The following is a 21,119-nucleotide window of genomic DNA, read 5'->3' as shown; positions in this document are numbered from 1 at the left end:
GGAGCGGAGACCGCATCGCGGCGGCCTGACAACCAAAATCCACACGCTTTGTGACGCCAACCGGACACCGTTGCGCTCCCTTCTCTCTGGCGGTCAAGCCAGTGACATAAGCTACGCCCAGCCTCTTCTGGACGAAGTTAGCAATCTCTCAAGCCAACGGGGTCGTCCGCGTAAACGCTGTATAGGGCTGCTTGCCGCCAAGGGCTACGACGCCGAAGCATTACGCCGCTACTGCGATCAATATCGAATGCAGCTCGTCATCCCGCTGCGATCAATGAGGGGCAAACCCGCGCCTGGCGTACCCAGGCTGTTTGATCGGCGCAAGTACCGGCAGCGCAACATCATCGAGCGCATATTTGGCTGGCTGAAAGAGAACCGCAGGATCGTGACACGCTTCGACAAGCTTGCGAAAAGTTATGCCGCCATGGCCTGACTGGCTTGTTACATGCGGTGTTTGTGACATCTCTTTTCGTACAAATCCTAAGTCCGGGGGCTTTTCGCCATAGCGTGAAACGTCTTGAAACGAAGACCAGGGAGGGCCAGAACAGCCGGAGCACACCCCTCGAAATAGATGCAGTTGAATGACGTCTATATCAATGCCTATTCATTCGCTAATGAAATTTACAAAACACCTATCTAGAAAGTTATAACTACTAAGTATTCAGCCACGAAACTACCCACAGCGTCGCGACACCCGCATCATTAGGATTATTCCAAATCAATATATCGAATCGTTTACATTCCTCCTGTGTACGCTAGTCTTCCCCGTGCCCTGCCACGGCCTGTAGTTGCAGGCGTATCAGTGCATTTTTCCACTCCACATCAAGGAAGACGATAATGGGACGAAGCAGAAGCCTGGAAAAAATGCTGGCCGAAGAGAAACGCAACAAAGAGCGTCTTGACGAAATATCCAGAGACCTGGACAGCCAACTGAAAGACGCTGACCAAGCCTTGCGCCAGCAAGCAAAAAGCTTTTATCAGAACGACGGTAGAAACTGGAAGTACAGCGAATATCTCTCCGGCCAACAATCTGACTTCCAGCTGGAGGACAGCTGGTCGCTGGACAATCTCTCCTCGATCATCGATAAGATTTCCTCCGCGGTCGTCGGCACCGTCACCGGCAATATTACCAACGTGCCCGAGGGGACGAGCGTTGCTCCTGACGCCGAGAAGATCAACAAGACCGGCGACCTGACAACCGACACTCGCCTGCTGGTAGCCACCAACTGCTTCAACCTGCTCTCGGGCATCGTCAACTCGTTCGGCAGCATCAGCAAGGTTCAGGTGCATACAGGCTCCAGCACCATTCCGATTGGTCAGGGGTTGCGTATTTTCGCCACCGTCGCCACAAACGTGAGCCAGCAGCGTTCGTTCTTCAACAACAAGATCCTCTGCACTTACCGATATGCCTATTTCGTCCCCTATTCGCTCGACGAGTTCCACCAGCAGGCTGAACGCACACTCGTCGCTCAGTACGAACGAACACTCAATACACTGAACAAGGCGTCACAACAGAATGACGACAAGTTTGCCAATGGCACCATCGACCTTGACCAATATCTGGAGACGGCAGACAAACTGGAAGCCCGGACCCTGGAAGTCATTCGAAAAATTGAACAATTGAAAAAGCAGGATGGGGATCTCAAAGGGATCGCAGAGCTGCACATGCGACAAAGCGCCTTCCTCGTCGGACGCAAGATTGAGCTGGCACGGACCAAGAATCTGGCGACCCGTTTCGACAAGTTGCTTACGACACTGAAGTCCGCATAATCTGACTCAATCGAGGTAAAGGCCAGCCTCACCCGGGGCCTGGTCAGGCAACACGAAAACAGCCAAGGAAGCGCAGTTACGGGTCGTGAACGAGCATTCCGAGGCTGTTTTCAACACAGCATCACCAAGTATCAAGGCTTTTCGTACAGAGCTTAGGTAAGCGCTGTCCGCTTCTGGCCGGAAGCAGACATTGGTGATCGTCACTGATCTGGCCGCCCCACAGCAAGGCCTGAATCGCTATTGGCCTATGCTGCTTGATTAAATTACTGGAGCGGCGAGCGTGAAGAAGACCCTGACGGGAGTTATCGAGGCCGGCGAGCCGCTGATTCGGCAAGCTATCGATGCGCAGCGACGCTACCAAGCAGCCCAGGACGCCGGCGAACCAGCGGCAGAAATCGAACGCCTGCGCCTGGAGGCCGAATCACTCTACCAGGCTGTCACTGAGTATCAGCTGCGGTCGCTTGGCGGACCTGCACGCACGCTGCACTAAGCGCTAACCCTGCGACGGCATTGCACCCCAGGTGGCAGGGCAGCGTGGGTGATACAGGAACCATCGAACTCAGTCGAGAAACTGGACAAGCTGTTCTCGATTTGCGCAGAGACCTCATCGTCGACAAAGCAGCCTTGAGGGCGGCGCAGACGTATATCAGGGAGTTTGCCAGCGACCCTAGGAAGCTCGGGTTTCGCTTTGTCTTTTTGCGGCCAGCTCTTTTTGACGGTTCCTCTTATCCAATCGGTAACCCCACCAGAGTGTGGCAATACCGAAAACGACCAGCAGTGCTATTTGATATATAGGCACTATTTTCTCCTTTAAAAATTAGACACGCAGAAGGATTTCGCAGCGTCGTACAGAATTTTTCCGAAGCGCTCAAGTGCGTGACGAGTGGGCGGCGATTTGATGGGGGCTATCGAAAAGAACTGCGAGCAGGCCTGTGGTGGCCTGCTGCAATATCGCTCAGGAGTGGCGAGAGTAATAGTGGTTTTCCTGGTTGTTCTTATAGGTTTTTAGGTTACTACTCTCTTGAGGTCGCTGTATTATTATTCAGATGCGCCTCGGCAGCTCCCGCAGCGCCATCCTTTATAAAGCTCTGACCTCTCAAGGGCTGTAACCAATTCACGACCGCCTATAGTATTTTGGCAGTTGTTATGTTTTTCATTTGGTTTTTTCGTTCCCTCGCATTTTTTTTGCAGAAAGGGGCTTACCACTGCCTGTTGCTTTGACGAAAGCGCTCTAAACCCCTTGGTGACGGCTAGCTGGGCGTAGCTTTGTACGCTTGGCTTTTCACCTTGTAATGCGTTCTGCGCGATAAGGGCCGAGAAAATCTCTCGCTCGATAGTCATTCGTTAATCCTTTATTCAACCAACAAGTTTGCTCGTGCTACTTCTTGTTCTGAGCAATGCGAAAGCATACGTTACCATTGGGTGGGGTTTTAATGAACTGGGTTTCCATCCAGCTATAGAAGGCAAGGCTTCTCATTCTTCGTCAATAAATGTTGGTTTCTTGGTGTTTAGAGTGTTTCAAGAGGCCTTTGTTACAATTTATTTCTTGTTCGCTAAAAGGGAGAAATTTTAATTTCTGCTTTAATGGGGATAGTGTGGCGAGCGAAATCGCCTGTGTTTTTCGATAGATTTAAGGGTGACGATATTTTTTATGAGCTTCTATTTTTTATAAGAGATGCACTGTGGTAATAGTAAGGGCCGCTATTTTTCTCTTGCGGGCTGGCAACCAAATTCGCACGAAGGAGCTTGGTCTATAGCCCGCTGGTCTACGACACTTCTTGTGGGGGCGGGAATGGCCTTGTCCGAACCGCAGCCCCGTATTTACTGGCGCTATTCGTAGGTGCGGACTGCTGATCTTGCTGGCTCTGGGCGGCTGTGTTGCGCAGGCTCAACCGGAGGCCCGCCTCGTGCGCGTCGAAGTGCCGGTTCAGGTGCCTTGCCACGCGCCAGATGACGGGGTGCCGACGTGGGCAGTTGCAGGGCTGCGCAAGAACGCCAGAGGAGGGGTGATGCTGATACCAATTTTGATACCAATGGGTGCGCTTGGGTGGGTGCTGATGGGGGATTTCGCCCAATGAAATCAACGCATTGGCACCCGCTAACACCCATGCAGGACTGCATGGTGATGTTAGCGGTGGAGATCAAAGGGCTTACCTATCAATAGCTTATGTGACGTCTTCGCAGCTGCGGACCAATTTCGGACCAATCTGGAGCTTTTCCAGCGCCTGCCAGTCATTGGACGAGTTTATCCAGCGTGCATACGTCGATAAGAGCATCTGCACGCTATGCCCGAGCTGTTGGGCGATAAATGCGGGGTTGAGGCCAGACATTAAGCATATTGTCGCATAGGTGTGACAGCAGTTGTATGGCCGCCGGTAGCCGATCCCCAATTCCTTGAGGATTGGCCGTCATTGGTGGTGCAGATAACCTCATGCCAGTGAAAAATTCGAACTCGTAGAACGCGGCATGAATCGAGCGGCCTGCCTGAAAATCAGGCTTTTAACAAAGCATCCGCGATTGTTCCGGAAAAAGTCGTCTCTACCGGCCCGCAGAGAAAGACTGATCCCACGCCGTCCCATTGAACCGTCACGGCTCCACCGTCACATTCAACTTCAACGCAATTGTCTAACAAACCACGACGAATGCCGTTCACCGCGGCGCCACAAGCGCAGGAGCCTGAACCCAGCGGGATACCACCCCCGCGTTCCCAAATTCGCAACCGGATGTGCTTTCGGTCAATGACCTGCACGAAATGCACGTTCGTCCTGAGCGCAAACAAGGACGTGGTTTCAATTGTCGGCCCAATCGACGCAACCTCAACGGCTGTCAGATCATCGACAAAATAGGTGCAGTGCGGATTTCCCATGCCACAGGCTGTTGGGCTCCCCGGCAGTGGCAATAGCAAAGTATCCATTTCCATAGCCAGAGGAACATCTGACCAGCCCAAAAGCGGCTTTCCCATGTCTACAGAAACGCCGCCGGTTGAGGTTCGCTTGCACGTTAGCAAGCCACGCTTGGTTCGCAGTATTACTGAAGTCTTTTGGGCGCTACGCATCAACATATCCGCGGCACCGCGCGTTGCGCTGCCACAAACGTCCAGCGGTGAGCCATCCGCATTCCAGAATTTCAAACGCGCATCTGCGTCATCGCAATCGAGCATCACCGCAAGTTGATTGAAACCGACTCCTCGGTTCCGATCGCCCATTCGCCGAGCCATATTGCTGGTAACCGGACTGAGTGAATTTCGCGAGTCTACGATGACGAAATCATCACCATTGGCGTGCATTTTATGAAAGCTTAACGGCATAATTGGGCCTGACTTCGAGACGTGTGATGAATTAACGCGTTGAAGCGATCTACCCCTATTTGCATTACTATTGCAAGACTCATTAGGCAGATGCGTTTGGCAGGCAGGATAGGTCGTTATGCACGGTGGTGATGAAGCCAAGCCTTGACCTGAAGATCAAAGGCCGTTGTTTTACCAACGGCCTTTTCCTTCCTGTCAGATTTTCGGTTTTACGTTCTTCGCTTGCTCATCAGACAGTTTCTTGTTTCGATCGGCTTCGGCGTTAGCATCACGCGCAGCCAGCTCGTCAAACATCGATTTGACGTCGATGATGGACACTGTGTAGTGAGGCACCATTTCGTCTGGTTGTTCCGAAGCGCCAACCTGGATGATTTTCCCGCAGGTCGGGCTAAACGATTGCGGCGCCGGAAACGACACACCGGGAATGTTGCTGTTGGCGCTGCGCACGCCCTTGCATGGACCCTCTGAGCTGGGGCCAAAGTACTGTTTCCCGTCGCGGTCGTACTGCCAGACAAGGCCGAGCGACATCATCTGGGTAATGTTCGACGGTTTACCGAACTTTTCAGTCAAGGCAGCTTTAAGTGCCTCTGTCTTGATGCGCGACCCGTCTTCGAAGCGTTGAACACGCGCAATGAACCACACTTTCCCAGCATCATTCTGAAGCGCTGCAAACTCGTCAGAAGGCCCCCCCGGATTGCTGAGGCCGGTTCCTTTGAGTCGGTCTGCTGTAACTGCTGTAACGCCGGCTTCCTTGCCGTCACGCAGCATCAATGGCGAAAGCTTGAAGTTTGGGTTTGCCTCTGCAATGGCTTCTTTGGCGACAGCCAACGAGGATCCAAGGGCGACGCCGGAAATGTCATCTGCGGCCAGAACAGCCGTGCAGGTTAACGTGGCGAGAAGGGCGGCGATGCCCGAACGTTGAAAACGCATGAGAAATAGTCCTTATCAAAAATCAGCATACCTACAAGGTATGCATGCTGCTCCTGTTGCGCAGTGCGGCGTGGCCGCGCCGAATATTAACATCAACCTGCCGTAACAGTGTCAATGCTGGCGCGCATTCAGGGGGCAAGACATCGGCTTCGATGCGTATCAGGTGAAGGCGATTCGGGCGAATCGATCTGGCGGGATAAATCCGAAATTCAAAGCACGCCAGGGCGGGGCCAGGAACAGGAATAAAGGCAAAGGGTGAGGCTAGCGTTGGTCACCGCGCACAGTGACCCTGATGCCCGTGGCCACAATCTCGTACTCCGTCTCGGAAATCTTCTTCACCTCACCGCCGAATTGCATCTCGAAATGCTTGCGGCCCTCATGGCGAACCATGCCGTGAGATGAGCGTTCAACGGTCTCGTCCTGATAAATGTTGATCACGTACTGCACGTTGTCCGTGCCAACACCCATGAGCTTTCCAACATATTTATCGGCCATGTTCGAACTCCTTGCGTGAAGCCTCAAGGTAGCGGGTACTAGCAGATCTATCCACTGCCTTGAACGGTGCGGGTCACCCTGCGGGTGTTTTGTGGCCTGGGCAGTGCTAGGCTTTGGGCGAACCACACCATCCAGGGAACAGGAAATGAGCTTCGACTGGCACGCAGGGCCGATTACCCGCAGCACGCCGCTGGACAAGAATTATCGCAATACCCAGGAGGTCCGGCGGTTTCTGATTGGCCAGTGTGGGGCAGCATTCAAGTTCGATCGGGCCTTCATGGCCTGGGTTAAAACGGCAGAACCCCTGACGATGGGCGACGTGGCGGATGAGTGGATGCGGACTCACCGTTGATCTGATGCTGGCGTTTGCCGATACGGGCCACGGTATGGACAATGGCGCGGCGCATCAACTCACACTCGTCGTCCGAGTCGATATCTGAGCCTTCAGTCCAGTCGTCCGGGTTCTTTCCGTAAAGGTCTCTGGGCATCGCGCAGAGAAATGCGCAATCGATGTGAATACCCAGCTGCACCGCCAGGCGCAGGGCGTCGCCATCATCCAGTAGCGGGTTCCACAGCAGGTGCCGTGTGTCGACGCGCAGCAGAAAACCCGCTTCACCGTCCCTCGGGTGCCCCGTATGGCCTTGCCATGCATCCGTCCATTCGATGAGTTCATAGCCGGCAGCCTGGGCTGCCAGTTCCAGTAATTCCCGGTCAGTCATGCCGTATACCCATCTTCAAGTGCCCGGCTTAGCCGTGCTATCCGTATTTTCGCGTCCCTGCGTTTACGCATGACGAAGCGCCTCATCATAACGGCCTTCACAGGTCATTTCCAAAAGGGCGGGACGCTGGCGAAGGGGAAACCTACACCTCCATTTCCAGTGCCATGAGCTCCTGTATGGTCTGTCGGCGCCTGATCATCCGCAAGGCACCGTCTTCGATCAGCAACTCAGGTAGCAACGGGCGGCTGTTGTAATTCGAAGACATGGATGCACCGTAGGCGCCTGTGTCGTGGATCACCAGAAGATCACCGACTTGAGCCTGTGGCAGGTGCTGAGGGGCCAGCGCCAGTTCGTCCTGGGTAAACACATCACCTGACTCGCACAGCGGCCCGGCCACCAGGCTGGGCTGCAGCGGGCGATCTACCGGCATCCCCTGGGCGTCGAGCAGGGTCATGCGGTGATAGGCTCCGTACAGCGCCGGGCGCATCAAGTCGTTGAAGCCGGCATCGACCAGGATGAAGAGATTACGGCCCACCTGTTTCACTGCACGGACTTCGGTCACCAGGCAGCCCGCTTGCGCCACCAGAAACCGCCCCGGCTCGATCTCCATGCGCACCCCATGACCGAGTATTGCCTCGATCTCCAGCCGGGCCGCTGCCCAGGTGCGGGCGTAGCATTCAAGGTCGACCGGCTTGTCGCCGCGTTGGTAGGGCGTGGACAGCCCTCCACCGATCGAAAAGGCTTCGATGTCCATACCCAACCGGCCAACCAGATCGACCATCGAGCGGGCAACCCGCTGCAGATGCTGGTAGTCCACGCCCGAGCCGATATGCATGTGCACGCCTACCAGGTGCAGGCCATGGGACCTCACGCAGTCGAGCGCTTCGAGCAATTGCGCGTGCCAGATGCCGTGCTTGCTGTGCTCACCGCCAGTGTTGGTCTTGCGACTGTGACCGTGGCCGAACCCCGGGTTGATCCGGATCCACACGCGGTGCCCGGGGGAGTGCTGGCCCAGCTGGCGAAGCATGTCGATCGAGCCGGCATTCACTTCAATCTTCGATTCGATGACCCGCGCCAGGGTGGGCTGATCCAGCACGTCGCAGGTCAGTACCACCCCGGCAGGATCTCCCGCCACCGACGCACCCGCCGCGAAGGCCCGTTCCATTTCACCCAGCGATACGGCGTCGAGCACCAGGCCGCGCTCGCGCATCAGGCGCAGAATATGCAGGTTCGGATTGGCTTTCTGCGCGTAGCGGACCGTGTCGAAGCCTTGCAGTTGCTCGATCCGCTCACCGATGGTGTTGGCATCGTAGATCCACAGCGGCGAACCGTGGCGGCGCACGGCGTCGGCCAGTAATGTTAAGGGAGCGGTCATGATGGCGTTACTCATAGGCAAGGAAGCCCCGAGGATGAGTCATTCAGGTGATCCAGAAAAATAGCTAGTTTTCTCAAGGCTATTCATATCTGATATGTCAATCACCTCCCGTTGAGTGTTGTCGTGAAGCTGACCGTTCGCCATATCGAAGTATTTCGCGCCATCATGAACGCGGGCAGCGTTACCGGTGCGGCTCGCCTGCTGTTCACCTCGCAGCCGACCGTCAGCCGGGAACTGGCGCGCCTGGAGCACCTTAGCGGTTTGCGCCTGTTCGAGCGTGAAGGTGGGCGCCTGGTGGCGACGGCCCAGGCGCTGCTGCTGATAGAGGAGGTCGAGCGTGCCTATGTCGGGCTTGAGCGTATCGATCGCTTTGCTCAGGCCATACGCAACTTCGAACAGGGCCGATTGGCCATCACCTGCCTGCCGCTGTTCTCCCAGACCTTGCTGCCCAAGGCCTGCCAGCGATTCCACCAGCAGCACCGCGGCGTCAGCGTGAGCATCACGGCGCAAGAATCGCCGTTACTGGAAGAGTCGCTGGTCGCCCAGCAACACGATCTCGGCCTGACCGAAGTCGAGCAGATTCCGCGAGGTGCCTACGGGGAGTTGATTTTCAGTGCCAGCATGGTCTGCGTATTGCCCGACCAGCATCCGTTACTGGCGAAGTCCGAACTTGCGCTGAGCGATTTTCATGAGGTGGACTTTATCAACCTGGCAAGTCTGGATACCTACCGGCAGCAGTTGGACCAGCATTTCAGAGCGATTGCAGTCAATCGGCGCACGATCATCGAGACCACCAGTGCAGCATCGGTGTGCGCCATGGTCAGGCAAGGCCTGGGGGTGGCGATCATCAACCCGTTGAGTGGGCTGGAGGCGGCGCAAAGTGGGCTGCCGATTCGCCGCCTGAGTGTTTCTGTGCCGTATAAGGTGATGTTGATACGCCCGGATTATCGGCCGGCCTCAACCGTGGTGGAGCGATTTTGCGAGGTACTGAGGCTGCAGGCGCAGGACATGGCTGCAGTATTGGCAAGGGGCTTCTGACACGACGCCAGGGCGCTGCCACTCTGCCGTGAGTATCAGCCTTTCAGAATCGTCTGATACAGGCCGGGCCTGGGCCACGCCATCATCGGCGGATGAAATTCGAACGCAGCGTCTCGCCAGTACCCCGCAGGTTTATCGCCTCAATTGGTTTCCTCCTGGCCTTGGCCTGCGCCTGCGCACGGGCCGACATTACCTTCGACGGCTTTACCCGGTTCGTTTTCGAGGGCACGCAGAAGCAGTTGCCGCTGATTATCGTCAATCAGGGCAATGAGCCGGCGCTGGTGCAGGTCAAGCTCGGCTGGGGCGACAAGCAGGACAGCCGCGAGTTGCCCATGGCGGTGTCGAAACCCTTGTTGCTGATACCCGCCAACAGCAAGGCATCGACCGACATTCTCTATCAAGGGCAAGGCCTGCCTGATGACCGCGAGTCGTTGCTGATGCTGAAAGTGCTGCAGATTCCGAAAAAGACTGCCGACAGCAACGCCATGGCGATTGCCCTGCAGCACAACCTCAAGCTGTTCTACCGGCCGCGATTGCCTGGCTCGGTCAAGGAGGCTGTGGAGCAGCTGCGCTGGTCTGCAAGCGCAGCCGGCAGCTATGAAGCGCGCAACGATTCGCCCTATTACCTGACCCTGACCGAAGTCGGTTTGCTTGACCATTCAGGCGCCGCCTGCGGCAAGGTCATTGATCATCTGATGATTGCGCCGTTTTCGACCTATTCATTGCCCGTAAGCGACTGCGACCGGCCCGTCGACCAGGTGGCCTACGCCTATATCAGCGACGCCGGGCTGGCCCATGCGCGTCGCAGCGAGCTGCAGTTGTGATTATTCCGGAAGGCGTTGCCATGTTGAGCAGACAGTTACTTTTTATTGGTGTTTTGTTTTTTCTGAGCATTCCTGACAGCTATGCGTTGAAATGCCAGAAGAGCGCTTCGGCGCTAATCAATGATACGACCACCATTACCGATACCACCGCCATTCCCAACTCGTTGCCTGCCGGCACCATTCTCTGGCGACAACCCACGCAATCCATCAGGGTTGAGTGTTGGGTGGACTTTGCGGGCAGCCCTAGTGAAAATATTTACTTTTACATGAACCCGAACAGGGTCGATCTTGGCAAGGACATAGAAATCGGCGTCACTTACCAAGGCAAAGACTATTTGTATTCATCCTTAACCGGTGGAAAGCTGGACATCGGTTGGACTGTGGCCGGCTGTCCAAAAGGCGATACGTGCGGCTGGCAAAAAGAAAGCAAAGCCATGACCTACTCGTTGTTCTTCGTCAAGAAGTCGCCAGCAGGCGATAACAAGGAAGGACCGATCACTTCACTTGCCAACTACCGGGCGTTCCAGTTCGACGGGGTTGGCGGTGTGCGGCCCGGCGAGAGCTACAACGTCACCGTCAACGGCTTGAACAAATTTCGCTACCTGCCTTGCGAGTCGTCGATCAACATTCAGCCGAGTGTCATCAATTTCGGTGCGATCCGTACCTCAGGGGCCAAGGTCGGAGCAACGATCAAGGAGGTGCCGTTCACCATCACCGAACAGCGCACCTGCAATGCCGCCTATGGCCTGGGCGGATATCTGGAGCCGTTGACCGCGACGTTGAACACGGCCCAGGACACGCTGGTCCCGACCGACAACAAATCGGTGGGCATCAGCCTGATCAACGAAGACGATCAACGCGCGTTGTTTTTCAAGAAAGAGTTCTTGCTCACCCCCAAGACCACTTCGACCACCAACACCCATAACTTCCTGGCACGCCTTAAATGGATGACCGCAACGCCGACTTTTGGTGAGTTCAATGCCGGCGCGACCCTGGATATTTTCTACAAGTAGGCCGCAGCGCTGTTGTAGACTCGGCGCTTTGCCAGGGAGGCGCAGCGGTGTTTCGCTATCTTAGCTGGAGTGCACTTGCACTAATGACCGGCTGCAGCACGCAGCAGGCGCCGGTCATCGACGCGTCGTTGCTACCGGTGTATAGCCCGCAATTGCACACCAATACCTACGCACGCTGGGGTGAAGAGGGCGTGCAACGCATCAGCCGCGCCCAGCGCCAGGCGCTATACGCTATCGCCCGCCAGCCGGCCTGTGACCAGGTCACGTTTCTGGCCCTCACCGAGACCATGAGCCAGCCACCGGCAACCATCGTGACCTTCGTTGAATGCCGCAACCGCTGGCGCTTTTATATCGACCAGGATGCCCGTGTGCTCAGCAGCGAGCACCGTGGTTAGCTTTTCTTCCCTTTATGGATATGCCGATGTTCAAGATGAACGCACTGGTGCCGGAACTGATTGTCAGCGACCTGCAGCGCAGCCTTGGGTTTTACTGCGAGGTTGGCGGCTTTGCGCTGGAGTACCAACGCCCCGAGGACAAGTTCGCCTTCCTGTCGCTGGGCAACAGCCAGATCATGCTCGAGCAGGACTGGCACAGCGAATCGCCCTGGCGCGTCGGCCCGCTTGAGGCGCCTTTTGGCCGAGGCCTGAACCTGCAGATCCGCTGTGAAGATGCCACGGTACTGGCCGGCGCATTCGAGGCCGGCGGTTACCCGCTGCGGCGGGCGGTGGAAGATCATTGGTACCGCAGTGATGAGCGTGAGGCCGGCCAGCGCAATTTCCTTATTCAGGACCCGGATGGCTATTTGCTGCGCTTCTTCCAGGACCTCGGCTTTCGCCCCTGCCCATAAGGAAACACGCCGATGAACAAGCCCATCAAAGCCTGTGCGGTTCCGGGTAATGCACGCATCCACCTGCAACTGGCCGGCGCCGATTTCGTCGATGCGCAGCGGGCGCAGGTGGCAAACGCCGAGCGCACGGCGCTGGGCCATTTCTTGCGGTTGATGAGCAGCATGCCGGGCTGGATCGACAACCTGATGGTGCTGCGCAATCGCCTGGTTCGCCTGTGTGGCCTGAAAGACCTGGGGCGCTTGTCGAGGATCGACCTTGATCGCGAAGAAGGGTCTTACCGGGTCGATGAGCGCATCGGTATCTTCACCCTGGTCAGCAATAGCCCGGATGAAGTGCTGCTGGTCGATCGCGACAAGCACCTGGACGTTTACATCTCGTTGCTGCGCCTGCCCCTGGGCGCCGACAAGCGCCGCGAGATCGTGGTGTCCACCGTGGTGCACACGCACAATCGTCTCGGCCGCTTGTACATGTTGCCGGTCGCGCCGTTTCACCGCTTTATCGCACCCATTGCCCTCAGGCGCCTGGTCAACGCCAGCTAAGCGCTTGCGCTCAGACAAAACCCTGATCGGCAAAGCCGCGGGGCAAGCGCTGGCGACCGGGCAGGGCGCTCAGGCGCTCGACCCAGGCACTGCGCCAGTCGCTGGCGGCGTGCTGGGTGCTGGCCCTGCGTGCGCGTCGGGCGGCATTGCGCTGGTCTTTGCGTGCGGTCTTGAACGCATCGGTGTTGCGGCAGCTACGGCATTTGACCCGATTGAGTTCGCTGCTGGCGACCAGGTTTTTACCGTGGTGTCCGCAGGCCAGGTGGCCGGCGGTCTTGAAGTGAGTGACCATGGGGATCCTCCTCGGCACTGTTGCTCAACAACAGGCTCTAAGGGTTGGACCGCTTGGGCAGGGTCAGGTTCGGCGCCGCTAGAGGGTGACGATGGCCAGGGCCAGTTGCATGTCGCTCATCGGCCGTGGGCCGCTGCCGGCCCGGTATTCCTGCACCGCCCGTTCGAAGGCGACGCCACGTATGGCGCCGTCGGAGCCGACGAACGCGGTGGCGTCATCTTTGGCCGACTTGAACAGCGCCGGCGCACCGGTGGTGGTAATAAACGGGCTGGCCACAACGACGCTGACGCCAATTGCCACCACCATGGTGCTGCGTTCGATCGGGTTCTCGATCGGTTCACCGGCCCAGGCCGGCGTTGCCAGCCCCAGCACCACCAGCAGTGCTGCAATCTTGCCCACGTCCATGTTAATGCCGCTCCGTTACTTGAGAGGGGTGTTGCGTGAAACTGTGTGACGGTTGTATGACGGATAGCGGCGCATTTTTGTCACCGCCCAGCACAGCAGCAGGCCGGCGATCAGCAAGGCGCCGGCAAACCACAGGTTGAACAACAGGGCCCGGTGGAATTCTTCTGGCTGCAGGTCGGCGTAGTAGGTGATGTAGCCGGAGCCCGTGCGACCACCCCGGGGCATGCGGACCCAGCCGCGTTCCTGGTCTATCCAGTACGACAGGGTCAGCCATAAGGCGCCGGTCAGCGCGGCGACGGCCAGGGCCAGTACTCCCAGGTCGTTGCTATCCCACGGGCGAGAGTGTTTGCGCATAAGCGTCCTTGCTTGCGGGCCGTCCTCTGACGGCTGGAAAACCGCCAGCATAACAGCTGATGGCTAAAAGCCCGAAGTCTGGTGCTGCACGCTGAACTGCTTGCGAAACCACTCCTGGAGCATGGCCTTTTCGGCATACAGGCGGTCGCTGTCGGCGCGCCGGCCCGGGCGCTGCAGGTAGAACTTGTCGCTCACATGGGCATCGGCCTGGCTGACAACCTGGCCGGGTTGCGACAGGGCATAGTGCAGGTCGATACTGGGCCAGGTGACGTCACGCATGATCCGCACTGAATAGGCATTGGCCCGCCAGGGTTCATACTGGCCCGCCAGGTCGATATCGCGGATGTCGATGCGCAGGCTCTGGCCGGGCGCCAGGTAACGCTGGCCGAGCTTGACCAGGTAGGCGCTCAGCTCCTTCATCACATAGGCATCGGCACCGCGTGGGTAGCCGTTGCTGTCGAGGCTGGCGTCGCGAAAGTGTTCGGGTTTGTCGAAGGTGACTTCGACGTTGGGCGTGGCCGCCGGTTGCGCCAGGCTGTTGCAGGCCAAAAGGCTCAAGGTGGCCAGGGTCAGGGCAGGGCGCATGATTCACCTCCAGGTGCAGCCTTGCGCAGTGTGCTGCACAGGCTTCATTGTACGCCTGTACGGATTGAAAACAGAGGAGTCGGCAGTGCGCAGGATCGAGCGGTTTACAGCCAACAGGCGCGGGCGGGACGTTGCCGTGGGCGATATCCATGGGCATTTTTCACGCCTGCAGGAGCGGCTGGCAGTTATTGGCTTCGATCCGACGGTAGACCGCCTGTTCAGCGTTGGCGACCTGGTCGACCGCGGCCCTGAGTGCCCGCAGGCCCTGGAGTGGCTGGCCAAGCCGTGGTTCCACGCGGTGCAGGGCAACCATGAAGCCTTGGCGATCACCCACGTTGATGGCGGCACCCTCGACTACAGCCAGTACCGCGCCGCCGGTGGCGGCTGGTTCCTGGCCCTGGACAGCGATGAACAGGCGCGCTTTGCCGAGCGCTTTCGGCGCCTGCCGCTGGCCCTTGAGGTGGAAACCGCAGACGGGCTGATCGCCCTGCTGCATGCCGATTGCCCGTTCCGCCACTGGTCGCAATTACGCGAGCTGCTGGTGAGCACGCCACCGAGCGAGGTCCAGGAAGTTTGCCAATGGTCGCGCAAGCGCCTGGCTGCTGGCGATGAGACGCCCGTTGAGGGGCTGCGGGCGCTGGTGGTCGGGCACACCCCGCAGCGTGAGGTGCGGGTGCTGGGTAATATCTGGCATATCGACACCGGCGGCTGGGCCAGCGGCCAGTTCAGCCTGCTCGATCTCGCCAGCCTCACCGTGCTCAACGCCAGGCCAGGTGAATGATTACCCCCAGCGCCAGCAACATCAGCACCACCCCCGACACCCGCTCAAGCCAGGGCAGCAGCCGGGCAAAGCGCCGGCGTACCCGCAGGTTGCCAATGGCCGCGGCCACCAGCACATCCCACAGCAGCACTGCGCTGAACATCCACAGGCCATACAGCCATTTCCAGCCAGCACTGGCCTGGCTGGCCGCGACCATGCTGGCCAGGCTGACATAGAACAGCGCGTTCTTCGGGTTGAGAATCCCCGACACAAAGCCCATCACCAGGCCCTGGAACCACGGGTTCTTTAGCAGTACAGGGGCATCGCCCACCGGAGTCAGGGCGCTGGCACCGGCATGGCGCAGGAACAGCACGCCCAGGTACAGCAAATAGGCGCAACCGGCCAACTGGATGAGGACAAACAGCGTGCTGTCCGGGCGCAGCGCCGACACTCCGGCAAAGGCCGCGACGATGAACGCGCCATTGGCCAGGGCAATGCCCAGGCAGGCGCCGGTTGCCTTCAGCCAGCCGGCGCTCATGGAGGTGCGTGCGACCAGGAAAAAATCCGGGCCGGGTGACAGCAAGGCAAGAAAGTGCGCGGCGGCAATGAGTAAAAACTGCTCCATCGGTTTCGGACTTCTTCAGCAAGAGGGTTGCTGATTGTCCGTAGCGGCTGCAGCGCCTGTATTGAAGAAAATTGCGCGCTCAGTTGCGGTACAGGCCGGGCGTCACCCCGGTATGGGCCTTGAACACCCGCTGGAAGTGGCTCTGGTCGGCAAAACCCAGGCGGTAGGCAATGTCGGCCATGTCCTGGCCCTTGCGCAGCCACTGGCGGGCACGGTTGATGCGCAGGTTCAACTGCCAGGCATGGGGAGTGAGGCCGGTGGCGGCGCGAAACGCCCGGATCAGTTGGTAACGGCCCATGCCGGCGCTGCTCGCCAGTTCGCCCAGCGACAGGTTGCTGGCGTCTTCCTGGGCAAGGCGCTCGAGCAAGGGTTCGAGGCTGCGGTCAAGCGCCTGAGCTGTGGTGGCTGGCGCCTGATCATCATGATCACCGATGAACTCGATCAGCGCGGCCTCTTTCACACCGGCGCAGGCCTCGGAGAACAGCAAGTCGTTGAGCCGGGTAAAGCGCTCATAGGTAGAAGGATTGCGGGTGATCTGCGCAGGCCTTGCCTGAACCTGCGGGGCCAGGGCCGACTCCAGGCGCAAGGCTTGCAGCCAGCCGGCGTCCAGGTGGAGCATCTGGTAGCTCCAGCTCAGCCCGGGTTCAGGGTTGCAGGCATGCACGCAGTGCGCCGGGACGAACACCAGGGTGCCGGGCAACAGGCGCGTTTGCCCTTTGCCTGCGCCGGTGAACACACTGCAGCCCTGATCGACCGCGCCAATCGAGAACGTTGGATGGCTGTGCGCCTTGTAGCAGGCACGGCTGTCGCAGGCGCGGCGGCTCTCGACAAAGGGCAGGGCCGGGTCACGCCAGAACAGGGTAGGGTTTTTGCCGGTTGCCCGCAGCATCACGTTGGCCTCAAAGGGGCGAAGCCTGCAGCTTATCCGCAATCCACCGGCTAAAACAAACGCCCCTCACGTTGCCGGGAGGGGCGTTTGCGCAAGCTCAGGCGAAATTACATGGACTGCAAGGAGATGCTGGCCGATTGCGAGTCTTGCGCACTATCGGCATCCATCCACACCCATTGGCTGCCATCGCCCTGCAGGGTATTGGTGATGCTCTGCAAGCTGGTTGGCAGGATGGTCACGACGCCAGCGGTCTTGGCGGTTGGCCCGATGGAGGTGATCTGGCCCGACAACAAGCCGTTGGAGGTTTCATTGATCACGTAGACGACGGCCTTTTCCTCGCGGAACTGGCAGGAGACGAACTGAGTGATCTTGCTGGCAATCGTCAGGCTCATCCATTTTGACGGTGGCACTGCGTAGTAGCGGCTGTACTTGCTGAACGGGTAGAGCTCGCCATTGGCCTGCAACGCCTGGTTGTTCAAGCCGGCGGTGTTGATCGGCATGCTGACGCTACCGAGCCAGATATCCACCTGGGCCAGGCCGCTGTTGGGGGCAATCGACACCGAGACTGTCTGGGTATCCGTACCCGAGACAAACCCTATTGAGGCAAGGCCGGCGTTGGCGGTGGTGCCAGGCACGGTGATCGGGCAAGGCGGCTGGCTGTTGCTCCAGTTCACATTGACCGTGGCGCTGGTCTGGTTCTGCGCCGAGTTGTAGATGAAGATCCCGTACAACTGCCCCGGGCTCAGGGTGGTGCAGGTGGCGGTATCGCCGGCATTGAGGGTAAGACGTTGGCCACCGTTCCAGTTGGTCTGGGTGGCGAGTACACCGATGCTTTCCATGGAAATGTCCTTTTCCTAGCGTTGACAGGGCAGGTGACGGTGCGCTGCGTTCCTGTGTGCAGCCTCCGTGCACCCGGGCACTCATGTGCCAGAGGGAGGTATAGCCAAGCCGAAGGTGAGTACTGATATTGTTTTGCTATCAGTGGTGGCGCGGGTTCAAGCGAATCGCTTTAGCCTCAAGCCAAGTGCTTGTTGCCAAAGGGGCAGGGTGCATTGCCAGGCACACAGTTTTTTCCCTCAGCTGTACCTTGACCCGGCAACTGTGTGCGCGGGAATCTTGTCGCTCCTGTCACCGGAGAGCCCCCATGGACCTGTCCACCCTCGCGCTGTTCATCCCGGCCTGTTTTGCCCTGAACATGGCCCCTGGCCCGAACAACCTGCTGTCACTGAACAACGCCAGCCGTTACGGCCTGCGCATTGCCTGTGTGGCAGGCATCGGCCGGTTGCTGGCCTTTGCCGGGATGATCGTGCTGGCGGCCATGGGCCTGGCAGTCGTGCTGCACACCAGCGAGTACCTGTTTTTGCTGGTCAAGGTGCTGGGCGCAGCCTACCTGTTCTACATCGCCTGGCAGCTGTGGCGCGCGCCAGTGGGCGAGGCGCTGGCGGCTGACGGCCAACGCCGCGGTGCCTTGCGCCTGGCGCACCAGGAGTTCTGGGTGGCGGCGGGCAACCCGAAGGCGATCCTGATTTTCACCGCCTTCCTGCCGCAGTTTGTCAGCGTCGCCAGCCCGGTGCCGGTGGCCGAGCAGTTCGCCTGGCTGGGCGGGCTGTTCCTGCTGCTGGAGTGGCTGGCCATCGCCATCTACGCCTGGCTGGGTGCCTACCTGCAGCGCTGGTTCAGCCAGCCTGGGCCACGCCGGCTGTTCAACCGGGTCAGTGCCACGCTACTGGGTTGCGCCGGCATCGGCTTGCTGGCAGCGCGGCGGGCTTAATAGCTCAAGCGTATGCCAAGGTTGGCGCCGACCCCCTCCTGTTGCTGGGCGTCGAGGTGGGTGGTGTAGTCGATGCCGGCATGCACGCTAAAGTTCGGGTTGATCTGCGCGACCAGGCCGGTACCGATGTCCATGGAGGTGTATCGGTAGTCGGTCTTGACCTTGTCGAGGTCGTCGAAGGTCAGGGTGTCGCGGCCACCATCGCCGTGCCAGATATCGACCTGCAGGTAGGGTTGCAAGGGCATGGCAGCGGGTTTGAAGTTGCCTTCCAGGCGCACGCCCAGGCGCCCGGTGAGCTCGGTCTGGGCGTCAAAGCTGACGTGGGCGACGCTGTCGTTGGCGCTGTCGAGCGAGACTTTCTGGGCGATGAGTTGCGCTTGTGGCTCGATAGTCCAGCGTGGCGACAGGGGGAACGGGTAACCGGCCTCCAGTGAAGCTGTCCAGGCGTGACCGTTGAGGTCGAGCTTGTCGCCGCGATCGGATTTGGCCCGGCCGTCGAGGTCGGAGTACTGCACCACGGCATCGACATACCATTGCTGCGCGCCGATCAGGGTCCAGTAGGCGCCGACGCTGTCGCTGTCGAGTTTCAAGTCGCCGACCTTGTTGTCTTCAAAGCCCAGGGCGAAGCCTTTGACATCGCCGTGCAGGCGGCTGTGCCCGACATACACGCCGACATGCTGGCGCAGGCCGTCATCGTTGAGCCAGGCCCACAGGTCCTGGCCGACCTTGAAGCCGTACAGGCTGCCGTCCAGGCTTGGGCTGACGGTGCCTGACCAGCTTTGATGGAAACTGTCGCCATAGGCCTGGCCCCAACTGGCCGATAACGCGCCCTCCTGGTTCAGCAGGCTCTGGTCGCCCTGACGTTGGTGAAAGGTGCCCAGCGCCGCGCGGGCAATCAATGCCGCAGCCCGGGGCGCGGCGGCATAGACGGCAACTTCCGGGCGGTACAGCGGGATACTGACGCCGGGCGCCGGCGCTGGCGGCAAGTCAGGCTGGCCGGGAGCAGGGCCAGGGGTTGGGGGCGGGATCACCACAACCGGTGTACCGGGATCGACTGGCGTACCAGGATCAACCGGTGTTCCGGGGTCAACCGGCGTACCGGGTTCAACAGGTGTAACTGGCTCCGGCAACGGGGTGGGCACCACGACGGTGGAACGCAGGTACCAGCTGTTCACGCTATCAGCAGTCACCCCGCCTTTGAACAGGCGATAGTCAAACGCCCCGGCCGACAACACCTGGGTCTGGACGAAGGCGGTGTTGCTGCTGGTCGCTCCGTTGATGGCTTCAACTACCTGGATGCCATTCTGGCTGGTCACCGCACCGGCGCCGCCGAAGTTGGTGATTTGCAAGTTGGTGCTACCGGAGATCGTCCCCCTGCTGACCACCAGCCGATCAGACGGCGCACCATCGCCGGCCAGTACGCTGTTGAGCTTGAGGGTGCCGCCGTTGCCGGTGTAGTTGCCGTTGATGGTCAACCGCCCTTGGGCATCGCCGCCGCTGCTCAGGTCGATTAGCCCGCTGTTGTTAACCGTCAGCGGCTGGCCAGCGGTGAAGGGGCTGATCACCCCGGTACGCGAGACCAGCGAACTGCTGGCGTCGATGTCAAGGCGGGTGGGCGCGGCAACGGCACTGGCATCGCCCAGGGTCAGGGTGTTATCCAGTTTGAACAGGCTGGCGTTGATCAGGCTGACCGACTCCCAATTGATATAACGGTCGCCCCCCACCGGCTGGCTGTTGTTGAAGGTCAGGCTGTCGATGCCGGCCCCACCGTTGACGGTGATGTTCAGCAGCGTGCTGCCCAGGCCTTCGAGCGCGGCTACATCATCGTCACCGCCCATGTCGACGCTGCCGCGAATGATGCCGCCTTGCCATTTGAGCGAGTCATTGCCAAAGCTCGCCAGCAGGTTGCCTTGCAGCGTGCCGCCGGTAATCACGAAGACATCGGTGCCGCCACTGGTGCTGATGTTGCCGCCGATGAACCCGGCGTTGAGGAAGATCTGGTCATTGCCAAAGCCGGTAACCAGGTTGCCGACGATGGTGCCGCCGGACATGCTGAAAATGTTGTTGTCCAGCTTCATGTCGACCCGGCCGATGCTGCCGCCAGAGAAGAATGCGATGTCGCCGTCTTCGAAGGCACCGATGATCTGCCCCAGTGACATGTTGAAGGTATCGCGGCCATCGCCCTGGGCAAGGGATTGCAGGGTGCCGCCGGTCATCAGGAAGTCATCGACCAAGGGTGTCTGCACGACCACACCGAGGGTATCGCCGGGCCCGACCACCAGGTTCTGGGCCAGGGCAGCAAAAGGTAGGGCGCTGAGTACCGCGATAAGCGAAATTCGCATCAGGCAGGCTCCATATCTTCCAGGCATTGGCCCACTGGCTGTCCAGCCACCTTGTTAGTACCGGACGGGTCTTGCTTTGCAGGTATAGAGCAATCCGCAATATCGGCAACTGACAAAAATGCTAGGTGGCGAATGGCCGCTACCGTCCGCCGGTCGGTAAAAGCGCCAGGTGCTTATAGTGAAAGGGTCTGATTCGCCTGGGAAATATGGCCTAGTCTTGGGGCTGGACCGGGCAACA

Annotated in this window: 25 protein-coding genes and 2 pseudogenes; 12 read left to right on the top strand and 15 right to left on the bottom strand. The window is 59.1% G+C overall.

The features are described from left to right. Positions 1-16 precede the first annotated feature (16 nt). The 3 genes and pseudogenes from ACZ9A3_RS11030 to ACZ9A3_RS11020 form a co-directional block, all read left to right on the top strand. Positions 17-433 (top strand): annotated as a pseudogene (locus tag ACZ9A3_RS11030) (IS5 family transposase); the annotation flags it as partial. A 404-nt stretch (positions 434-837) separates the two neighbouring features. Next, a complete protein-coding gene (locus tag ACZ9A3_RS11025) occupies positions 838-1,770 on the top strand; it encodes a hypothetical protein (RefSeq protein WP_476252581.1) in 933 nt (310 codons plus the stop codon). Between the two features lie 280 nt (positions 1,771-2,050). Continuing rightward, positions 2,051-2,260: a hypothetical protein gene (locus ACZ9A3_RS11020; protein WP_476252580.1), complete on the top strand. Its 210-nt coding sequence runs from the start codon at positions 2,051-2,053 to the stop codon at positions 2,258-2,260. A gap of 548 nt (positions 2,261-2,808) precedes the next feature. Here ACZ9A3_RS11020 and ACZ9A3_RS11015 read toward each other — a convergent pair. The 5 genes and pseudogenes from ACZ9A3_RS11015 to ACZ9A3_RS10995 all read right to left on the bottom strand — a co-directional run bounded on the left by ACZ9A3_RS11015 (position 2,809) and on the right by ACZ9A3_RS10995 (position 6,502). Continuing rightward, positions 2,809-3,111 (bottom strand): hypothetical protein, encoded by a 303-nt coding sequence (locus tag ACZ9A3_RS11015; RefSeq protein ID WP_476252579.1) that lies wholly within the window; start codon positions 3,109-3,111, stop codon positions 2,809-2,811. An 824-nt stretch (positions 3,112-3,935) separates the two neighbouring features. Beyond that, positions 3,936-4,175, bottom strand: a pseudogene (locus ACZ9A3_RS11010) (site-specific integrase); the annotation flags it as partial. A gap of 86 nt (positions 4,176-4,261) precedes the next feature. Next, positions 4,262-5,077, bottom strand: coding sequence for a diaminopimelate epimerase (gene dapF / locus ACZ9A3_RS11005; protein ID WP_213601149.1), 816 nt, complete (start codon positions 5,075-5,077; stop codon positions 4,262-4,264). 195 nt (positions 5,078-5,272) lie between these two features. After that, positions 5,273-6,007 carry a hypothetical protein gene (locus tag ACZ9A3_RS11000; RefSeq protein ID WP_258593494.1) on the bottom strand — a complete coding sequence of 245 codons (735 nt, stop codon included), beginning with the start codon at positions 6,005-6,007 and terminating at the stop codon, positions 5,273-5,275. Positions 6,008-6,268: 261 nt separating this feature from the next. Beyond that, positions 6,269-6,502 carry a hypothetical protein gene (locus tag ACZ9A3_RS10995; protein ID WP_093382641.1) on the bottom strand — a complete coding sequence of 78 codons (234 nt, stop codon included), beginning with the start codon at positions 6,500-6,502 and terminating at the stop codon, positions 6,269-6,271. Between the two features lie 145 nt (positions 6,503-6,647). Between ACZ9A3_RS10995 and ACZ9A3_RS10990 the strand changes: the two genes are divergently transcribed. Then, a complete protein-coding gene (locus ACZ9A3_RS10990; protein ID WP_258714968.1) occupies positions 6,648-6,854 on the top strand; it encodes a DUF6434 domain-containing protein in 207 nt (68 codons plus the stop codon). On the opposite strand, the gene ACZ9A3_RS10985 is transcribed toward ACZ9A3_RS10990, so the two are convergent. Both ACZ9A3_RS10985 and lysA read right to left on the bottom strand, forming a co-directional pair. After that, on the bottom strand, positions 6,790-7,221 hold the full coding sequence (locus ACZ9A3_RS10985; protein ID WP_476252578.1) for a hypothetical protein: 432 nt from the start codon (positions 7,219-7,221) through the stop codon (positions 6,790-6,792). The genes ACZ9A3_RS10990 and ACZ9A3_RS10985 overlap by 65 nt on opposite strands. 142 nt (positions 7,222-7,363) lie before the next feature. After that, positions 7,364-8,596: a diaminopimelate decarboxylase gene (gene lysA / locus ACZ9A3_RS10980; RefSeq protein ID WP_476252577.1), complete on the bottom strand. Its 1,233-nt coding sequence runs from the start codon at positions 8,594-8,596 to the stop codon at positions 7,364-7,366. 123 nt (positions 8,597-8,719) lie between these two features. Here lysA and ACZ9A3_RS10975 point away from each other — a divergent pair, with 123 nt between their 5' ends. From ACZ9A3_RS10975 to ACZ9A3_RS10950, 6 genes are all read left to right on the top strand, one after another. Next, positions 8,720-9,634: a LysR family transcriptional regulator gene (locus ACZ9A3_RS10975; protein ID WP_258593490.1), complete on the top strand. Its 915-nt coding sequence runs from the start codon at positions 8,720-8,722 to the stop codon at positions 9,632-9,634. 92 nt (positions 9,635-9,726) lie between these two features. After that, on the top strand, positions 9,727-10,458 hold the full coding sequence (locus tag ACZ9A3_RS10970) for a fimbrial biogenesis chaperone (RefSeq protein WP_093382653.1): 732 nt from the start codon (positions 9,727-9,729) through the stop codon (positions 10,456-10,458). A 20-nt stretch (positions 10,459-10,478) separates the two neighbouring features. Further along, entirely contained in the window at positions 10,479-11,471 is a 993-nt protein-coding gene (locus ACZ9A3_RS10965) for a fimbrial protein (RefSeq protein WP_093382656.1), read from the top strand. 83 nt (positions 11,472-11,554) lie between these two features. Beyond that, positions 11,555-11,866, top strand: a complete 312-nt coding sequence (locus ACZ9A3_RS10960) for a hypothetical protein (RefSeq protein ID WP_093382659.1) — start codon at positions 11,555-11,557, stop codon at positions 11,864-11,866. A 26-nt stretch (positions 11,867-11,892) separates the two neighbouring features. Continuing rightward, positions 11,893-12,318 carry a bleomycin resistance protein gene (locus tag ACZ9A3_RS10955; RefSeq protein ID WP_093382662.1) on the top strand — a complete coding sequence of 142 codons (426 nt, stop codon included), beginning with the start codon at positions 11,893-11,895 and terminating at the stop codon, positions 12,316-12,318. A 12-nt stretch (positions 12,319-12,330) separates the two neighbouring features. Further along, positions 12,331-12,858, top strand: a complete 528-nt coding sequence (locus ACZ9A3_RS10950; RefSeq protein ID WP_093382665.1) for a DUF2867 domain-containing protein — start codon at positions 12,331-12,333, stop codon at positions 12,856-12,858. A gap of 10 nt (positions 12,859-12,868) precedes the next feature. Here ACZ9A3_RS10950 and ACZ9A3_RS10945 read toward each other — a convergent pair whose 3' ends face one another. The 4 genes from ACZ9A3_RS10945 to ACZ9A3_RS10930 form a co-directional block, all read right to left on the bottom strand. Next, positions 12,869-13,150 carry a hypothetical protein gene (locus ACZ9A3_RS10945; RefSeq protein ID WP_213601170.1) on the bottom strand — a complete coding sequence of 94 codons (282 nt, stop codon included), beginning with the start codon at positions 13,148-13,150 and terminating at the stop codon, positions 12,869-12,871. A 78-nt stretch (positions 13,151-13,228) separates the two neighbouring features. Then, positions 13,229-13,555 (bottom strand): DUF2388 domain-containing protein, encoded by a 327-nt coding sequence (locus ACZ9A3_RS10940; RefSeq protein WP_045201922.1) that lies wholly within the window; start codon positions 13,553-13,555, stop codon positions 13,229-13,231. A gap of 15 nt (positions 13,556-13,570) precedes the next feature. Further along, positions 13,571-13,909: a hypothetical protein gene (locus ACZ9A3_RS10935; RefSeq protein ID WP_195884134.1), complete on the bottom strand. Its 339-nt coding sequence runs from the start codon at positions 13,907-13,909 to the stop codon at positions 13,571-13,573. Between the two features lie 63 nt (positions 13,910-13,972). Next, positions 13,973-14,494, bottom strand: a complete 522-nt coding sequence (locus ACZ9A3_RS10930) for a DUF3016 domain-containing protein (protein ID WP_258593484.1) — start codon at positions 14,492-14,494, stop codon at positions 13,973-13,975. An 85-nt stretch (positions 14,495-14,579) separates the two neighbouring features. Here ACZ9A3_RS10930 and ACZ9A3_RS10925 point away from each other — a divergent pair, with 85 nt between their 5' ends. Continuing rightward, complete coding sequence (locus ACZ9A3_RS10925; protein WP_249744349.1) at positions 14,580-15,275, top strand: metallophosphoesterase; 696 nt, start codon at positions 14,580-14,582, stop codon at positions 15,273-15,275. Here ACZ9A3_RS10925 and ACZ9A3_RS10920 read toward each other — a convergent pair. The 3 genes from ACZ9A3_RS10920 to ACZ9A3_RS10910 form a co-directional block, all read right to left on the bottom strand. Further along, on the bottom strand, positions 15,253-15,879 hold the full coding sequence (locus ACZ9A3_RS10920) for a LysE family translocator (protein WP_093382674.1): 627 nt from the start codon (positions 15,877-15,879) through the stop codon (positions 15,253-15,255). The two genes, ACZ9A3_RS10925 and ACZ9A3_RS10920, sit on opposite strands and share 23 nt — an antisense overlap. 79 nt (positions 15,880-15,958) lie before the next feature. Continuing rightward, on the bottom strand, positions 15,959-16,768 hold the full coding sequence (locus tag ACZ9A3_RS10915; RefSeq protein ID WP_476252576.1) for an AraC family transcriptional regulator: 810 nt from the start codon (positions 16,766-16,768) through the stop codon (positions 15,959-15,961). A gap of 107 nt (positions 16,769-16,875) precedes the next feature. Continuing rightward, on the bottom strand, positions 16,876-17,607 hold the full coding sequence (locus tag ACZ9A3_RS10910) for a hypothetical protein (protein WP_476252575.1): 732 nt from the start codon (positions 17,605-17,607) through the stop codon (positions 16,876-16,878). Between the two features lie 305 nt (positions 17,608-17,912). Between ACZ9A3_RS10910 and ACZ9A3_RS10905 the strand changes: the two genes are divergently transcribed. Then, on the top strand, positions 17,913-18,539 hold the full coding sequence (locus ACZ9A3_RS10905; protein ID WP_476252574.1) for a LysE family translocator: 627 nt from the start codon (positions 17,913-17,915) through the stop codon (positions 18,537-18,539). Here the strand turns inward: ACZ9A3_RS10905 and ACZ9A3_RS10900 are convergent. Then, positions 18,536-20,881, bottom strand: coding sequence for an autotransporter family protein (locus tag ACZ9A3_RS10900; protein ID WP_476252573.1), 2,346 nt, complete (start codon positions 20,879-20,881; stop codon positions 18,536-18,538). The two genes, ACZ9A3_RS10905 and ACZ9A3_RS10900, sit on opposite strands and share 4 nt — an antisense overlap. Between the last annotated feature and the right edge of the window lie 238 nt (positions 20,882-21,119).

The organism is Pseudomonas sp. TE4620, from assembly GCF_056279045.1.
This window is presented reverse-complemented; position numbering and strand designations above follow the sequence as displayed.

Bases quoted from the DNA above. Each gene is read 5' to 3' on its own strand.
- ACZ9A3_RS10955 (WP_093382662.1), top strand. From the start codon at position 11,893: ATGTTCAAGATGAACGCACTGGTGCCGGAACTGATTGTCAGCGACCTG.
- ACZ9A3_RS10915 (WP_476252576.1), bottom strand. From the start codon at position 16,768: ATGCTGCGGGCAACCGGCAAAAACCCTACCCTGTTCTGGCGTGACCCG.
- ACZ9A3_RS10920 (WP_093382674.1), bottom strand. From the start codon at position 15,879: ATGGAGCAGTTTTTACTCATTGCCGCCGCGCACTTTCTTGCCTTGCTG.
- ACZ9A3_RS10990 (WP_258714968.1), top strand. From the start codon at position 6,648: ATGAGCTTCGACTGGCACGCAGGGCCGATTACCCGCAGCACGCCGCTG.
- dapF (WP_213601149.1), bottom strand. From the start codon at position 5,077: ATGCCGTTAAGCTTTCATAAAATGCACGCCAATGGTGATGATTTCGTC.
- ACZ9A3_RS10995 (WP_093382641.1), bottom strand. From the start codon at position 6,502: ATGGCCGATAAATATGTTGGAAAGCTCATGGGTGTTGGCACGGACAAC.
- ACZ9A3_RS10970 (WP_093382653.1), top strand. From the start codon at position 9,727: ATGAAATTCGAACGCAGCGTCTCGCCAGTACCCCGCAGGTTTATCGCC.
- ACZ9A3_RS11025 (WP_476252581.1), top strand. From the start codon at position 838: ATGGGACGAAGCAGAAGCCTGGAAAAAATGCTGGCCGAAGAGAAACGC.
- ACZ9A3_RS10930 (WP_258593484.1), bottom strand. From the start codon at position 14,494: ATGCGCCCTGCCCTGACCCTGGCCACCTTGAGCCTTTTGGCCTGCAAC.
- lysA (WP_476252577.1), bottom strand. From the start codon at position 8,596: ATGACCGCTCCCTTAACATTACTGGCCGACGCCGTGCGCCGCCACGGT.
- ACZ9A3_RS10950 (WP_093382665.1), top strand. From the start codon at position 12,331: ATGAACAAGCCCATCAAAGCCTGTGCGGTTCCGGGTAATGCACGCATC.
- ACZ9A3_RS10900 (WP_476252573.1), bottom strand. From the start codon at position 20,881: ATGCGAATTTCGCTTATCGCGGTACTCAGCGCCCTACCTTTTGCTGCC.
- ACZ9A3_RS10960 (WP_093382659.1), top strand. From the start codon at position 11,555: ATGACCGGCTGCAGCACGCAGCAGGCGCCGGTCATCGACGCGTCGTTG.
- ACZ9A3_RS10965 (WP_093382656.1), top strand. From the start codon at position 10,479: ATGTTGAGCAGACAGTTACTTTTTATTGGTGTTTTGTTTTTTCTGAGC.
- ACZ9A3_RS11015 (WP_476252579.1), bottom strand. From the start codon at position 3,111: ATGACTATCGAGCGAGAGATTTTCTCGGCCCTTATCGCGCAGAACGCA.
- ACZ9A3_RS11000 (WP_258593494.1), bottom strand. From the start codon at position 6,007: ATGCGTTTTCAACGTTCGGGCATCGCCGCCCTTCTCGCCACGTTAACC.
- ACZ9A3_RS10945 (WP_213601170.1), bottom strand. From the start codon at position 13,150: ATGGTCACTCACTTCAAGACCGCCGGCCACCTGGCCTGCGGACACCAC.
- ACZ9A3_RS10910 (WP_476252575.1), bottom strand. From the start codon at position 17,607: ATGGAAAGCATCGGTGTACTCGCCACCCAGACCAACTGGAACGGTGGC.
- ACZ9A3_RS10940 (WP_045201922.1), bottom strand. From the start codon at position 13,555: ATGGACGTGGGCAAGATTGCAGCACTGCTGGTGGTGCTGGGGCTGGCA.
- ACZ9A3_RS10905 (WP_476252574.1), top strand. From the start codon at position 17,913: ATGGACCTGTCCACCCTCGCGCTGTTCATCCCGGCCTGTTTTGCCCTG.
- ACZ9A3_RS10985 (WP_476252578.1), bottom strand. From the start codon at position 7,221: ATGACTGACCGGGAATTACTGGAACTGGCAGCCCAGGCTGCCGGCTAT.
- ACZ9A3_RS10935 (WP_195884134.1), bottom strand. From the start codon at position 13,909: ATGCGCAAACACTCTCGCCCGTGGGATAGCAACGACCTGGGAGTACTG.